This is a genomic window from Coprococcus hominis (ex Arizal et al. 2022) (genome assembly GCF_040094675.1).
In the GTDB taxonomy this organism is placed as follows: domain Bacteria; phylum Bacillota; class Clostridia; order Lachnospirales; family Lachnospiraceae; genus Coprococcus_C; species Coprococcus_C hominis.
In genome coordinates this window covers 26,243-41,628 of sequence record NZ_JBBNHG010000022.1, presented here as the reverse complement: position 1 = coordinate 41,628, position 15,386 = coordinate 26,243, and the positions used below count along the sequence as shown (strand labels likewise).

General features: G+C 43.0%; 12 protein-coding genes and 1 pseudogene. All 13 read left to right on the top strand.

Annotated features, from left to right (window positions below; translation table 11 throughout):
- The first annotated feature begins 9 nt into the window (after positions 1 to 9).
- The 13 genes and pseudogenes from AAAT93_RS02290 to AAAT93_RS02230 all read left to right on the top strand — a co-directional run bounded on the left by AAAT93_RS02290 (position 10) and on the right by AAAT93_RS02230 (position 15,381).
- Entirely contained in the window at positions 10 to 807 is a 798-nt protein-coding gene (locus tag AAAT93_RS02290; protein WP_021985078.1) for an ABC transporter permease, read from the top strand.
- Positions 807 to 1,619 (top strand): ABC transporter permease, encoded by an 813-nt coding sequence (locus AAAT93_RS02285; protein ID WP_118544905.1) that lies wholly within the window; start codon positions 807 to 809, stop codon positions 1,617 to 1,619. The genes AAAT93_RS02290 and AAAT93_RS02285 overlap by 1 nt, the downstream gene beginning before the upstream one ends.
- On the top strand, positions 1,609 to 3,126 hold the full coding sequence (locus AAAT93_RS02280) for an extracellular solute-binding protein (protein ID WP_331682267.1): 1,518 nt from the start codon (positions 1,609 to 1,611) through the stop codon (positions 3,124 to 3,126). The genes AAAT93_RS02285 and AAAT93_RS02280 overlap by 11 nt, the downstream gene beginning before the upstream one ends.
- 14 nt (positions 3,127 to 3,140) lie before the next feature.
- On the top strand, positions 3,141 to 3,878 hold the full coding sequence (gene recO, locus AAAT93_RS02275; RefSeq protein WP_227573508.1) for a DNA repair protein RecO: 738 nt from the start codon (positions 3,141 to 3,143) through the stop codon (positions 3,876 to 3,878).
- Between the two features lie 169 nt (positions 3,879 to 4,047).
- Positions 4,048 to 5,445, top strand: coding sequence for a glycine--tRNA ligase (locus tag AAAT93_RS02270; protein ID WP_021985074.1), 1,398 nt, complete (start codon positions 4,048 to 4,050; stop codon positions 5,443 to 5,445).
- A gap of 156 nt (positions 5,446 to 5,601) precedes the next feature.
- Entirely contained in the window at positions 5,602 to 7,098 is a 1,497-nt protein-coding gene (locus AAAT93_RS02265; RefSeq protein ID WP_195540905.1) for a sodium:solute symporter family protein, read from the top strand.
- A 63-nt stretch (positions 7,099 to 7,161) separates the two neighbouring features.
- Positions 7,162 to 7,632: a hypothetical protein gene (locus tag AAAT93_RS02260; protein ID WP_118373383.1), complete on the top strand. Its 471-nt coding sequence runs from the start codon at positions 7,162 to 7,164 to the stop codon at positions 7,630 to 7,632.
- A 233-nt stretch (positions 7,633 to 7,865) separates the two neighbouring features.
- On the top strand, positions 7,866 to 10,502 hold the full coding sequence (gene ppdK, locus AAAT93_RS02255; protein ID WP_021985071.1) for a pyruvate, phosphate dikinase: 2,637 nt from the start codon (positions 7,866 to 7,868) through the stop codon (positions 10,500 to 10,502).
- 191 nt (positions 10,503 to 10,693) lie between these two features.
- Positions 10,694 to 12,271, top strand: coding sequence for a DUF5050 domain-containing protein (locus AAAT93_RS02250; RefSeq protein WP_227573509.1), 1,578 nt, complete (start codon positions 10,694 to 10,696; stop codon positions 12,269 to 12,271).
- A 48-nt stretch (positions 12,272 to 12,319) separates the two neighbouring features.
- Positions 12,320 to 12,469 (top strand): annotated as a pseudogene (locus AAAT93_RS02245) (transposase); the annotation flags it as partial.
- Between the two features lie 93 nt (positions 12,470 to 12,562).
- Positions 12,563 to 13,285: a helix-turn-helix domain-containing protein gene (locus tag AAAT93_RS02240; RefSeq protein WP_021985069.1), complete on the top strand. Its 723-nt coding sequence runs from the start codon at positions 12,563 to 12,565 to the stop codon at positions 13,283 to 13,285.
- Positions 13,272 to 14,399, top strand: coding sequence for a hypothetical protein (locus AAAT93_RS02235; protein WP_227573510.1), 1,128 nt, complete (start codon positions 13,272 to 13,274; stop codon positions 14,397 to 14,399). The genes AAAT93_RS02240 and AAAT93_RS02235 overlap by 14 nt, the downstream gene beginning before the upstream one ends.
- 166 nt (positions 14,400 to 14,565) lie before the next feature.
- Positions 14,566 to 15,381, top strand: coding sequence for a hypothetical protein (locus AAAT93_RS02230; protein ID WP_227573511.1), 816 nt, complete (start codon positions 14,566 to 14,568; stop codon positions 15,379 to 15,381).
- Positions 15,382 to 15,386: the final 5 nt, after the last annotated feature.

The window sequence follows — 15,386 nt, the reverse complement described above, 5'->3', positions numbered from 1 at the left end:
TGATATTGTATGCGTTCTTCACGTTTTGCAAAGAGCGGACTGGGTATACCTTATGCACTTTTTCTATTGCTGTTTGTAGTAGCCCCATTGTTTGTTCTTTTATATTATGCGTTTACAAACGGACAAGGTCAGTTTACCGTGCAGAATCTGGCGGCATTTTTTACGAGCCCGAATACGATCGGTACACTTGCGTACAGCTTTGCGCTGGCGGTTGTGACGACCTGCGTCTGTGTACTGCTTGCATATCCGATTGCGTATATCTTAGCGCGCAGCAATATGCGGCATAAGAGTGTGATCTTAGTTGCATTTGTGATGCCGATGTGGATCAATTTCACATTGCGTATCACTGCATTAAAAGAGATACTTACGGTGTTAGAGGGAAATCTTGCCCTGCATCCGTTTTTAAATTCTGTCATCGGTATGACGTATGATTTTCTTCCATTCATGATTCTGCCGATGTACACGACGCTGATGAAGTTAGACACGAGTCTGATAGAGGCGGCAGGTGACCTTGGCGCGAATCCGGTACAGACATTTCTGAAGGTGACACTGCCACTTTCCGTGCCTGGCATTATCAGCGGAATCACGATGGTATTTCTGCCATCTATGACAAACTATGTTGTGCTGGATATGCTTTATAACAGCACGTATATTATGGGTAGTCTGATCGGAAGCTATTTTGCATCCTACGACTGGCACAATGGATCCATGATCGCACTGATCCTGCTTTTGATCATATTGATCTTCACCCTCTTTACGAACAAATACTCGGATGAGGACGAGGGAAGAGGAGGTGCACTGATCTGATGAGAAAGACGATTGGAAAACTATTTTTGATTCTTATGCTGCTCGTTATCTATGCACCGATTCTGATTCTGGCGGTATACAGCTTTACGGATTCCGGGAATATCGGTTCGATCCACGGATTTTCTATGCAGAATTATGTGACACTGTTCACAAAGGGCGAGCTTCGGGATATGATCGTCGGGACGGTTCTTCTGGCACTTGTTTCATCTCTGCTTGCTACAATCCTTGGAACGATGGGTGCGATTGGTGCGTTTTATTCGAAGAAACTTGCGAAGAACTTTATTAACACAGCCAACCAGATTCCGGTTGTCAATGCAGATGTTGTAACCGGTTTTTCCATCTGCGTGCTGCTGATCGTTGCATTTGGCATGAATAAGGAAAGCTATGTGCCGCTGCTGATCGGTCATGTAGTGTTATCTGCTCCATTTGTGTATCTGTCTGTGGTTCCGAAATTAAAGCAGATGGATGCAAGTCTGTATGAGGCGGCAATGGATCTTGGTGCGTCTCCGTCGATGGCACTCCGTAAGGTTGTGATCCCGCAGATCATGCCGGGTATCGTATCCGGATTTGCGCTGGCAATCACACTTTCGCTTGATGATTATTTCATCGCAAGCTATACAAAACCGGCAACGTTTAACACGATCAGTACGTATGTTGTCAATGCAACCAAGGGTTCACAGACAGAGATTAAAACTGCACTCTGGGCTCTTTCGACAGTGATCTTCCTGATCGTTATTCTGGCAGTGGTTGTCATGAATGTGGCTGGCAGAAAGACAACCTCTGAAAAAGGAGGTGTCCGCAATGAGAAATAAGATGTTAAAACGTGTGACAGCCGTTGCGGCGGCAACTATGATGACATTTCTGGCGATGGTGCCGGGAACAAAGATCACACACGCACAGGGAAATGACGACGTGATCAAGCTGCGTGTCTGCAACTGGGAGGAATATATCGATCTTGGTGACTGGGACGAAGAAGAACGCATGGAGCTTGAAAATGGTGCGGAGATCTTCGGTGAGAATTCGATGGTCGATGATTTCACCGAGTGGTATTACGAGACGTACGGCAAGCGCGTGGAGGTTGAGTATTCGTGCTTCGGTACGAACGAGGATCTGTATAACCAGCTGACACTCGGCGATGTGTATGACCTTGTCTGTCCGTCTGATTATATGATCATGAAGCTGATGGCAGAGAAGAAGCTGGTGCCGTTTTCAGAAGATTTTTATGATACGGACAATCCGGATAATTACTATGTGCGCGGGGTATCCGATTATATTAAGGATACGTTTGATGAAAATGAGATCGGCGGTGAGTCGTGGAGTAAATATGCGGCAGGCTATATGTGGGGCGTCACCGGTGTTCTCTACAATCCGGAGAAGATGACAGAAGAGGAAGCATCTACCTGGGATGTGTTTCTAAATGACAAGTTTAAGCGCCAGGTTACAATCAAGGATAATGTCCGGGATTCTTATTTTGCGGCACTTGGTTCTTACAGAAAAGACGAACTAATGGATGAATCGCTCCGCAATGCACCGGATTATCAGGAACGATTGATGCAGATCATGAATGATGTGGATTCCGATACGATTGAGAATGTGGAGGACATCCTGCAGGATATGCAGGGCAATGTTTATTCGTTTGAGACCGACAGCGGTAAAGCAGACATGATCAGCGGAAAGGTCGTTGCAAACTACCAGTGGTCCGGAGATGCTGTCTATGCGATGGATCAGGCAGAAGAGGATGATTTCTATCTGGATTTTGCGGTGCCGGAGGAGTCGACGAACTTGTGGTTTGACGGCTGGGTTATGCTGCAAAGCGGAATCGGACAGGATGCGGAAAAACAGCAGGCCGCTGAGGCATTTGTAAACTTTGTGTCTCGTCCGGATAATGCGGTGCGTAACATGTATTACATTGGTTATACATCGGTGATCAGTGGCGGTGACGATGATACAGTCTATGATTATCTGAAATGGAATTATGAGGCAGAGGATGATGAAGAGGATACAACAGAGTATCCGGTTGGTTTCTTCTTCTGTGGGGATGATTCCAATGAAGATTATATTATGACTGTGCCGGAAGAACAGACGCGCAGACAGTTGTTTGCACAGTATCCGACGCAGGAGGTACTGCAACGGAGTGCAGTCATGCAGTATTTTGATGATACGGCGAATAAGGAAATCAATCAGATGTGGATCAATGTCCGGTGTTATAATATTGAGGATGTGCCGGTACAGATATGGATTTTCGTTGGTGTGGCCATCGTACTTGTGATTTATATTACCATACGTATCCGGATGAGTCATTACCGGGAAAAGAAATAGAGAGATAACAAAAAATGCGTGAGGAAATACAGGTAACGGGTATAATTTTATATGCAACACTTGTGAAGGAGTACGATAAACGGTTGGTCATACTGACCAAGGAACGCGGAAAGATCACAGTGTTTGCAAATGGTGCCAGAAAGGCGGTAAGCCAGCTCCGGGCGGCGAGCCAGAGCTTCGTGATGGGTACTTTTACCGTATTTCCGGGAAGAGATTCCTATACGTTAGTCAAAGCGGAGGTCCGGGAATATTTTTCCGGACTTCCTTTGGATATGGAGAAGTTGTGCTATGCATCGTATGTGTGTGAATTTATGTCATATTATACGAGAGAGGGCTGCTATTGTGTGAATGAGCTCAATCTGCTCTATGTGACACTCAAGGCACTTGAACAGGGAACCGTGGACAATCAGCTGATCCGATATGCGTTCGAAGTACGGCTGATGGATATCGAAGGACAGGGGATTCATGCATATACATGCGTACGCTGCAATAAGAAGGAACTGAAATATTTCAATGCGAAGACAGGCGGGCTTCTGTGTGAGGCATGCGGAAAAGAGCTGAAGCTTACACGGACGGTATCCGAGACCCTTATTTATACTCTGCAATATATCCAGTCGGCAGATCTTACGAAGCTGTATGCGTTTCAGTTAAGTGAAGAGGCGATGGCAGAATTAAAGTACGTGGCAGACCGTTTTCGGGAAGCGTATGTTGACCGCGAATTCAAATCACTGGAAATACTATCATCCCTGTAAAAGCCCGACGCATAAAAATGCATGGTGTATGATGAATTTCAAAAATATGGTTGCAATCTGAACCATTAGCCTGTAAAATGTTGTATGTTTCATATGGTGAAGAAAGTCACACCGAAAAATAATAAGAATCCGCACACTCCGGTGCGAGAGGAAGGAAGGTTTACAAAATATGGAAAAGACTTTAGACAAAATCGTAGCACTTGCAAAGAACAGAGGATTTGTATATCCGGGTTCTGAAATCTATGGCGGACTTGCCAATACATGGGATTACGGAAACCTTGGAGTTGAGCTCAAAAACAATGTGAAGAAGGCATGGTGGAAGAAGTTCATTCAGGAGAATCCTTACAACGTAGGTGTGGATTGTGCCATTCTTATGAATCCACAGACATGGGTGGCATCCGGTCACCTGGGTGGATTTGCAGATCCTCTGATGGACTGTAAAGAGTGTCACGAGCGTTTTCGTGCAGATAAATTGATTGAAGATTATATGACTGACAACGGAATCGAGATCGAGGGTTCCATTGACGGCTGGACAAATGAGCAGATGGAACAGTATGTGGAAGAGAAGCATATCTGCTGTCCAAGCTGCGGCAAGCATAACTTTACCGGTATCCGTCAGTTTAACCTGATGTTCAAGACATTCCAGGGTGTAACCGAGGATGCAAAGAATACAGTTTACTTAAGACCGGAGACCGCACAGGGTATCTTTGTAAACTTCAAGAATGTACAGCGTACATCCCGTAAGAAGATTCCTTTTGGTATCGGTCAGATCGGAAAGTCCTTCCGTAACGAGATCACACCGGGTAACTTCACATTCCGTACAAGAGAGTTTGAGCAGATGGAGCTGGAGTTCTTCTGCGAGCCTGGTACAGATATGGAATGGTTCCGTTACTGGAGAGAATTCTGTATTAACTGGCTGAAGGATCTTGGCATCAAGGATGATGAGATGCGTGCACGTGACCATTCTCCGGAGGAGCTTTGCTTCTACAGCAAGGGTACAACGGATATTGAGTTCCTGTTCCCATTTGGCTGGGGCGAGCTGTGGGGAATTGCAGACCGTACCGATTACGATCTGAAACAGCATCAGAATACATCCGGTGAGCCAATGGAATATTTCGATGATGAGAAGAAGGAAAAGTATATTCCATATGTTGTTGAGCCATCATTAGGTGCAGACCGTGTGACACTTGCATTCCTCTGTGCCGCTTATGACGAGGAGAATATCGGAACCGAGGAGAAGCCGGATATGAGAACCGTACTTCATTTCCATCCGGCATTAGCACCGGTTAAGATCGGTGTGCTTCCGCTTTCTAAGAAGCTGAACGAAGGTGCAGAGAAGATCTATGCAGAGCTTGCAAAGACATATAACTGTGAGTTCGATGACAGAGGAAACATCGGTAAGCGTTACAGAAGACAGGATGAGATTGGTACTCCGTTCTGTGTGACTTATGATTTTGAGTCTGAGACAGACGGCGCTGTAACTGTCCGTGATCGTGATACGATGGAGCAGGAGCGTGTGAAGATCGAAGATCTGAAGGCTTACTTCGAGAAGAAATTTGAATACTAAAAGAAGATAAGAGACAGGGATGCTTGTCGGCATCCCTTTTCTTTTAATCAGATTACTTTAATACAGTAAAGCGTTACGCAATAACGCAATGGAGAAACGAAGGGATAAATCGAGCGGGATTTACAATCACCAGACAGAAGAAAAAGGAGAGAGAAAATGGCGATTAAAATTATCATGTTAGTAATATTTTTTGGAGTGATGATCGGTGTCGGCGTCTACTGCCGGAAGCATGCGACCGATGTCAATGGATTTGTATTAGGTGGAAGAAATGTTGGACCATGGCTGACTGCATTTGCATACGGAACTTCATACTTTTCGGCGGTTATCTTCATCGGATATGCTGGACAGTTCGGATGGAAGTTCGGTCTTGCTTCCACATGGATCGGTCTTGGAAATGCATTTATCGGTTCCCTGCTTGCATGGAATGTACTTGGCAGACGGACGAGAACAATGAGCCAGCATTTAGAGAGTAAGACAATGCCGGAATTCTTCGGTGTCCGGTTTGATTCGAAGATGCTTAAGATCTTAGCATCCTTGATTGTATTTGTATTCCTGATTCCGTATACAGCATCGCTTTATAACGGACTTTCAAGATTGTTTGGGATGGCGTTTCATCTGGATTATACGGTCTGCATCGTCGTGATGGCAGTGCTTACCGGAATCTATGTGATCGCAGGCGGTTACATGGCAACAGCCATCAATGATTTTATTCAGGGATGTATCATGATCATCGGAATCATCGCGGTCATTGCATCAGTATTAAAATCAAATGGTGGATTCATGCAGGCAATCGATGCATTGGCACGAGTAGAGGACGCGCAGGCAACATCCACACCGGGTGCATTTGCATCGTTCTTCGGACCGGATCCTTTTGGACTTCTGTGTGTTGTGATCCTGACATCACTTGGCACATGGGGACTTCCTCAGATGGTACAGAAGTTCTATGCGATCAAGGATGAGAAGTCAATCGGAAAAGGAACCTTAATATCCACAATCTTCGCAATCATTGTAGCTGGTGGCTGTTATTTCCTCGGTGGTTTCGGCAGACTGTATGATATCGACATCGCGGCACAGGGCTATGATGCGATTATCCCGGCGATGATCGAGAAGCTGTCTCCGTTTTTGATCGCGGTTGTTGTAATCCTGGTACTTTCTGCATCCATGTCGACATTATCGTCACTGGTGCTCGCATCTTCTTCGACACTGACGCTGGATATGATCCGTGGCACGATCGTGAAGGAGATGACAGAGAAGAAACAGGTATTTATCATGCGTATCTTCATCGTTGTATTTATCGCAATCTCCGCAGTGATCGCGGTTGTACAGTATAAGAGCGGCGTGACATTTATCGCACAGCTTATGGGTATTTCATGGGGCGCGCTTGCAGGCGCATTCCTTGCACCATTTATCTACAGCCTGTACTGGAAGGGCGTGACGAAGGCCGCCGTGCTTGTGAACTTCCTGTTCGGCAGTGGCATCATGGTAGCGAATATGCTTGCAAGAGCATCATTCCCAACCGTGTTGCAGTCGCCGATCAACTGTGGTGCATTTGCAATGCTTGCCGGACTTATCATCGTTCCGGTTGTGAGCCTTATCACACCAAAGCTTTCCGATGAGAAGAAACAGGCGGTATTTTCCTGCTATGAAAAATAAGTTCTAAACAGAGGATTTGCGCATAGGCTATATAGAAACCAAGTTGTACGAGAGGACGGCAACATGAGAACACGACAAACGGCGCTTCGCATGATCGTACTTTCATTTTTACTTGTGGGATGCATGTGTATCTTCGCGGCCTGTGCAAAATCAGAGAAGAAGGCTTCGGCTGCGGGGGTATACCATCTGTATTCCATGGAGTCGGACGGGGACAGCTATTCTCACGACGATATCGTGTCATATGGGCTGGATTCCATGGCACTTACGTTGTATGCGGATGGCACGGCAAGCCTTGGCTTCGGGGAGGAGACAGAGCAGTTTCAATGGAAGGAAGGCATGCTTTATTCGGATGATGAGGAAATTGCTTTTACCGTGGAAAATGGAATGCTCACCGTATCAATGGATACAGAAAGCATGGTTTTCGAGAGGGTGAAAGATGCACCGGAGAAGATGGAAGTCCAGAACCCGGAAGAAACAACCGGCACCCCGACAGACGATACGGAAGTGTCCGGAACAGATTTGCCGCAGCAGTAGATATGAGCAGCCCGGACTGAAAAGAAAATAAAAAAGGCAGTTGATTTCCGCGTAAAATACGTCCGGAAAACCAATTGCCTTTCTTTTTATGTTTTTTTATGGCGATTTTACTAAATATTTATAAAAATGCCTTTATCAATTGTGAAAATTATGTTATAATTTCTTGCAGTGTGATGGGGACGTGCCATAGTCTGCTATCGCAGAAATTTGATTACTTAGGAGGTATATGACAAATGGCAAACAAGTGGGTTTATATGTTTAGCGAAGGCGACATGACCATGCGTAATCTTCTTGGTGGTAAGGGTGCCAACCTTGCAGAGATGACAACAATTGGTCTTCCGGTACCACAGGGATTCACAATTACAACAGAAGCTTGTACACAGTACTATGAGGATGGTCGTAAGATTAATGATGAGATCATGGCTCAGGCTATGGAAGGTGTTAAGAAGATGGAGGAGATCAACGGCAAGAAGTTTGGCGATCTCAAGAATCCATTGCTTGTTTCTGTACGTTCAGGTGCCAGAGCTTCTATGCCTGGTATGATGGATACAATCTTGAACCTCGGTTTGAACGACGAGGTAGTTGCAGCTATGATCGCTGGTAACCCAGATCCAGCATTTGAGCGTTTCGTATATGATTCTTACAGACGTTTCATCCAGATGTTCTCAGACGTTGTTATGGAAGTTGGTAAGAAGTACTTCGAGCAGCTGATCGACAAGATGAAGGAAGAGAAGGGTGTTAAGTTCGACGTTGAGCTTACAGCAGCAGATCTTAAGACTCTTGCAGAGCAGTTCAAGGCTGAGTACAAGAATCAGCTTGGTACAGACTTCCCTTCAGATCCTGTAGAGCAGTTGAAGCTTGCTATCGAGGCAGTATTCCGTTCATGGGATAACCCTCGTGCAAACGTATACAGAAGAGATAACGATATCCCTTATTCATGGGGTACAGCCGTTAACGTAATGCCTATGGTATTCGGTAACCTGAACAACGAGTCTGGTACAGGTGTTGCATTTACTCGTGACCCTGCAACAGGTGAGAAGAAGCTTATGGGTGAGTTCCTTATCAACGCACAGGGCGAGGACGTAGTTGCCGGTGTTCGTACACCAATGCCAATCGCTCAGATGGAGCAGGAATTCCCAGAAGCATATGCAGAGTTCATTCAGGTATGTGAGACACTTGAGAATCACTACCATGATATGCAGGATATGGAGTTCACAGTTGAGAATAAGAAGCTTTACATGCTTCAGTGTAGAAATGGTAAGAGAACAGCTCAGGCAGCTCTTCAGATCGCTTGTGACCTTGTAGATGAGGGACATAAGACAGAGGAAGAAGCAGTTGCTATGATCGATCCTCGTAACCTTGATACACTTCTTCACCCACAGTTTGATGCAGCAGCTCTTAAGGCAGCTACACCTATGGGTAAGGGTCTTGGTGCTTCTCCTGGTGCTGCATGTGGTAAGGTTGTATTTACAGCTGACGATGCAGAGGCATGGGCAGCAAGAGGCGAGAAGGTAGTTCTTGTTCGTCTTGAGACATCTCCAGAAGATATCACAGGTATGAAGTCTGCTCAGGGTATCCTGACAGTTCGTGGTGGTATGACATCTCACGCAGCCGTAGTTGCTCGTGGTATGGGTACATGTTGTGTATCTGGTTGTGGCGACATCATCATGGATGAGGAAAACAAGCAGTTCACACTTGCAGGTAAGACATTTAAGGAAGGTGACTTCATTTCAATCGATGGTACAACAGGTAACATCTATGATGGAGTTATCAAGACAGTTGATGCTTCTATCGCTGGTACATTCGGTAGAGTTATGGCATGGGCTGATAAGTATAGAACATTGAAGGTTAGAACAAATGCTGATACACCGGCAGATGCTAAGAAGGCTCGTGAGCTTGGTGCAGAAGGTATCGGTCTTTGCCGTACAGAGCATATGTTCTTCGATCCAGAGAGAATCGCAGCATTCCGTGAGATGATCTGCTCTGATACAGTAGAAGAGAGAGAAGAAGCTCTGGACAAGATCCTTCCATATCAGCAGAATGACTTCAAGGCACTCTATGAGGCACTTGAAGGAAATCCTGTTACAATCAGATTCTTGGATCCACCTCTTCATGAGTTCGTTCCTACAGAGGATGCTGATATCGAGAAGCTTGCTAAGGCTAAGAATAAGACAGTTGATGAGATCAAGGCTCTTTGCAACTCACTTCATGAGTTCAACCCTATGATGGGTCACAGAGGATGCCGTCTTGCTGTTACTTATCCGGAAATCGCTAAGATGCAGACAAAGGCAGTTATCCGTGCAGCTATCGAAGTTCAGAAGGCACATCCGGATTGGAATGTTGAGCCAGAGATCATGATCCCACTTGTATGTGAGGTTAAGGAACTTAAGTATGTTAAGAAGACAGTTGTTGAGACTGCTGATGCTGAGATCGCTGCTGCAGGCGTAGACCTGAAGTACGAAGTTGGTACAATGATCGAGATTCCTAGAGCTGCTCTTACAGCTGATGACATCGCTAAGGAAGCTGACTTCTTCTGCTTCGGTACAAACGATCTGACTCAGATGACATTTGGTTTCTCAAGAGATGATGCTGGTAAGTTCCTCAATGCTTACTATGATGCTAAGATCTTCGAGAACGATCCATTTGCTAAGCTTGACCAGACAGGTGTTGGTAAGCTCATGGATATGGCAGTTAAGCTTGGTAAGCCAGTAAATCCAAAGCTTCATATCGGTATCTGTGGTGAGCACGGTGGAGATCCTTCATCTGTTGAGTTCTGCCACAAGATTGGTCTTGATTATGTATCATGTTCACCATTCCGTGTACCTATCGCTAGACTTGCTGCTGCTCAGGCTGCAATCGCTAATAAGTAGGATACACCACATATGGTAGATATTTTGATTTCGTAATCAAATAAAGGAATCCCCTATACTTCATAATGGAGTGTAGGGGATTTTTTTGCTTGACTCCATTTTGTGAATGACAAGTATATGTATTTTGTGTATACTTGATATGGTTACAAAAATTGAAATAAAGTAAAAGAACGAAAACAGGGGGGAGTATAATGCTGGAAGATGAACAGAAGAAAATAATCACATATCACAGAATCTGGTTTGTACGTCTGATTGCAATGATTGTGGCATGTCAGGCATTGAAACAGTTAATCGGTGCATCACCATTGTGGAGAGAAGAATATCCATTTGGGCTTGCTTTTTACACGAAGTATGCCAGACTTTGCAATCTGGATGATTTTGTTAAAGTGTATGGTGCAAATTTCTGGCTAGGACTGGACGTGTTATTTACCTGCGCATTGGTGTGCTATGTTCTGGCATGGATTATGCAGAAGGTAAATGAAAAAACTTCGGCGCGTCTGGATTTGTTCGCGGATGTGACAATAATTGTAGTTTTGATTGTCGATTTTATAAGCAATATGTATTGTTTTAAGGCACATGTTTATGCAGAACAAAGTACAGTTTTGTATTTTGTGCGAATAGCTGTGATGATAATTGTTTTGCTTATCCACATATACGAGTATCGGCGAAATAAGAATTTGTTTGATAAGGAGACCAAAGCGGTTCATATATCGTCTCTGGTTGTGGGAATTGCGTTCGTGTGTGTATCCGCATTTTTTGTTGGAAAGAATTTTGTTATTTACAATAATTACAAATCATTCTATGGTGCATATTCAAAAGAAGAACACGGTCCGGATGCAACATATGAGGATAAAGTAATGAATTACAACGAGCGTGCAGTGGCAAATGGGGATGAACTGTTTTTCTTTCATAAAACTGAGAATGCAATCTGCAAGGTTGGTGAAGAAGGCGACATGTCGACAATCATTACACTCGATGACATCAGGAAGGCATGGATGATGGATGACAGTGAGGAAACAGGACGCATTTACCGGTTAGATTACTACGACGGATATGTATATTTTACATATTATTTACAGGATGCTTATTTCTTAAGCCGGATAAATGTGGAAAATGGAAATGTAGATGAACCATATACAGATTCAGCTTTTTATTGCGCAATAAAAGATGGATATCTCTATTATGAGACTCCTGTAGACGATGATTATGAGTATTTTGATGTATATAGGGTAAAAATAGAGAGTCAGATAAATATAGATAAGAAGGAATTATATCTGGGAAAATTTATTGGCCAAGCTTATAGTCGTGCAAAGGATTTTTATGCTGAGATTATCTATGATGATGATAGTTATTATCTGGAAGCTGTCTATAATGAATATGGTGAAAAAAGTATCAGGAAAAATGGAAACAGATATCTGTTATGTATAGATGAGAATGGGATGTATACGTTAAAAAAGTGTGAGAAAACAGACCAGAAACAAGAGTCCAATGAAACACAGTATATAACAATATCGGAACATGTTCTGGAGTATAATTCCTATGGTGATAAACTGTTTTATCTGAAACAGGAAAATGGAAATACAGAATTGATACAGACGGATTTGAATGGCAATAATGAAAAAGTTCTAAAGCGATATGCGGATTGCTATGAATCGGTTGCATATACTGATCCGACCTACATCTTTTCAATTATGGTATGTGAGGACAAGCTTGTTGTCATGTATGAGGATCAGGAGAGCAATCCGAAGTATGATGTGGTTGGGTATTGAGAATTAAATATATATGATTATTTACGGCATAGCTGTGAAACTGGCTGATGGCCTTATGAAAGGCGTGTGGTATGCAAGGGTGAAAAGCCGGAAAACCAGATGGTTTACATGTACACATTTGTTGTCACAAACATGGATTCATTACCAGAGTATCTCATCAAATTTTACTACAAAAGAGGACTGATGGAAAACTTCATAGGAGTCCTTTGCCATTTTATGTTGCAGTGACAGGGGCTCCGTTTCATTTTGAAGAGTTAAGAGAAACGCCGACTATTAAGAGGAGGGAAAAGGATGTTGTATATAGGATCCAGAATACAGGAATATCGTAAGAAAGCCGAACTGAGTCAGGAAGAATTTGCTGATAAGATAGGTGTAAGCAGACAGGCAGTGTCCAAATGGGAGAGAGATAAGGCATATCCGGATCTTGACAGACTTGTGTGTATATGTGAGATACTTGATGTTCAGATGGATGAGCTTATATATGGAGAAGAAAGAAAAAAACAGGGTGAACTGACTCAGGAGAATTTAGCATCAAACAATATAGTGCACATGAAAAATCTTCGAGGCAGGAACCGGTTCATGAGGCTTAAAGTAATATTTGGAATTATGACAGTTATATGTATATTTTCCATTGTTATGATGGCAGTGTTGTTTGTCAGGAATGAGTGGAGCAACCATAAAGATAAAAACGATAATGTACGTGTTGAGAAGGTGTACCAGCAGTATACAAAGGCTGATCTGTGTTATTTTGATGATGATGGAAGAAAGATAATGAATACTGTATGGCTTGATGTGCCTGGAATACGGGATGGAGATTATATACAGTGTTACACAGGAAATGATAATTCAGGATTGTTTTTGAACTACAGCCTGTCGACGCTGATTTTTGTTGCGGTTTTTGTGATTGTAATGATTATCCTTCTGATACTTACAGGATCCGAGATGCAAAGAATAAAGAAAGAGGAAATACTTCAGATAATACTTGAGGATGAAAAAGCGGATGAAGAAATTTAAAAAGGTATTATATGTGATTATATCTGTCGTTATATTTGCAGGTGCAATAGCTGCTGCTTTGGATTTTATGGGCGTAATCAATCTGAAAAACCATGATCAGACAGAAGATGAGACGTTGTACTCTGAACTGTGGCATATCGTATTTAAGGGATATGCTTTTTCCGTAAAACCAGTAGGAATAGCTATTATACATGAAAGTGGCTGTCTCAACATAAGAAGTACCGACGAGTATCTGGTACAGATAGATGTTGAGGATGATTCTGCTGATGATTTCTGGAATGACAGAGACGGACGTGTACAACATATGAAGGAATCCGGCTATACGATGGAACAGTATCCCGAGAAGATTCGTGTGGATGACAGGGAGTATATAAGATATATAGTGAGCATGAAGGAGGAACGTGGCGCTGAATATGACAGTTCATATTTCTGTGTGCTCATTTCAGATGCAGGAGATGATAAACGGTTTCTCACAGTGGTAAGATTTGATGGAACAGATATAGCTGCCATGGATACTGCATCGAGAAATGATATGTATGAAAAGGCCATTGATGAGGCAGCTTGTGTTACTTCCAGTGCAGTTCCTACGGATGAGACAAATGATATGACAGGCTCATACTGGCAGGCAGATGGGTATTCAGGCACATTCAGTTCAGATGTCGTGAAAGAAGAATATACTGATGCAGAGCTTGTGGACAGCATTGCAAATGAAGATATATATGTATCCTATGAAATTCCAGAGAATTTCATACTTCTAAGAGATGATCAGACTGGGAAATCTTATTATTCTGAGGCTGATAAATCACAGGTGATAGTGTCTGTTATTCCGTATACATGGAAGAGTGCAGCTGATATGGCAGAAGACAGCAACTCTGCCGGGATTTCCAAGGTTACAGCCGAAGGACAGTATGAGGAAAAGGGAAAAATTTACTATTATTATGCCTATTCCATATTGCGTATACGGAACGGCACAAGGAAGACTTCGTATTACTTTAATGCGTATACAGATCTTGAAGATGGCAATATATACAGCATAAATGGATTTGCTGATGATTCTCCGGAGATAATGAACCCTAAGACATATACAAGGTTTATGAGCATTACTGAGGAGTGAGAAAATTAAAAAATATATATTGATTGATAAAAAGTGATAAAAATTGCAAAAATCAATCATTGCTACCACTGGTTGCATGGATGCTACTGATTTAACCTCGACAGATTTCGGGTGATAAGTGATAATAAATCCGAAAACATATTTTTATCAAGGAGGAACATACTATATGAAAAACAGAAGGATGCTGCAGCTGGGACTTGTCACAGTAGTACTTGGAATGTCTCTTGTTGGCTGTGGGACAGACGAGTCGGACAACAAAGCAGAGAAGACAGAGGCAACAGAACAGGTAACTGTAACGGAGAAAAATACTACAGGAGAAGATGCTGCTGATATATCGGCAGATGATACGGAGGATATTGCTGATACATATGATGAATCAACGGAGTTTACGCTTCCGGTATATGATGATTTCACATTGGAGCAGGGACTCAGCGAGAAATATGCAGATATGGACAACAGATCATTTGTGTACAATGGTACGAAGCTCATATTAGGAGAATCAACACTCAAGGATCTTATAGATGCAGGTATTCCATTTGATGAGAGTGACCTTAACAACAGTGGCAACAATGTAAATGTAAATTATGAAACTGAGAGGTATCAGGCATCTATCAACGATTATGTAACAATGCAGTTTAAATTTGGTAATTTCACTGACAGCGAGCAGAAGGCTGAGGACTGTGTGCTTTCATATGTGAGATATTCGCACCTCTATGTACCACAGCCGGATTATGATGCTTCCATGAATGCTGAAATCAGTGAATATATGATAGATGGAGCAAAAAAGGTACATTTTTCATTCCCTACTACCCTTACAAAGGATGAGCTGCTGGAAAATAGCAGTGAAAATGCTGAAGAGGATGGGAAAAATGTAAAGTATATGATAGAATCAGAAGTGTATATGGGTGACAGTGGATATGAGTTCGAGTTTAATGATGTAACCGGACAGCTGAAAGAGGTTCGTATAAGCTGGCTTCCATAAGTAAT

Excerpts from the sequence above, each read along its gene's own strand:
- ppdK (WP_021985071.1), top strand. The coding sequence starts at position 7,866 with ATGGCAAACAAGTGGGTTTATATGTTTAGCGAAGGCGACATGACCATG.
- recO (WP_227573508.1), top strand. The coding sequence starts at position 3,141 with ATGCGTGAGGAAATACAGGTAACGGGTATAATTTTATATGCAACACTT.
- AAAT93_RS02250 (WP_227573509.1), top strand. The coding sequence starts at position 10,694 with ATGCTGGAAGATGAACAGAAGAAAATAATCACATATCACAGAATCTGG.
- AAAT93_RS02270 (WP_021985074.1), top strand. The coding sequence starts at position 4,048 with ATGGAAAAGACTTTAGACAAAATCGTAGCACTTGCAAAGAACAGAGGA.
- AAAT93_RS02290 (WP_021985078.1), top strand. The coding sequence starts at position 10 with ATGCGTTCTTCACGTTTTGCAAAGAGCGGACTGGGTATACCTTATGCA.
- AAAT93_RS02230 (WP_227573511.1), top strand. The coding sequence starts at position 14,566 with ATGAAAAACAGAAGGATGCTGCAGCTGGGACTTGTCACAGTAGTACTT.
- AAAT93_RS02265 (WP_195540905.1), top strand. The coding sequence starts at position 5,602 with ATGGCGATTAAAATTATCATGTTAGTAATATTTTTTGGAGTGATGATC.
- AAAT93_RS02280 (WP_331682267.1), top strand. The coding sequence starts at position 1,609 with ATGAGAAATAAGATGTTAAAACGTGTGACAGCCGTTGCGGCGGCAACT.
- AAAT93_RS02235 (WP_227573510.1), top strand. The coding sequence starts at position 13,272 with ATGAAGAAATTTAAAAAGGTATTATATGTGATTATATCTGTCGTTATA.
- AAAT93_RS02285 (WP_118544905.1), top strand. The coding sequence starts at position 807 with ATGAGAAAGACGATTGGAAAACTATTTTTGATTCTTATGCTGCTCGTT.
- AAAT93_RS02240 (WP_021985069.1), top strand. The coding sequence starts at position 12,563 with ATGTTGTATATAGGATCCAGAATACAGGAATATCGTAAGAAAGCCGAA.
- AAAT93_RS02260 (WP_118373383.1), top strand. The coding sequence starts at position 7,162 with ATGAGAACACGACAAACGGCGCTTCGCATGATCGTACTTTCATTTTTA.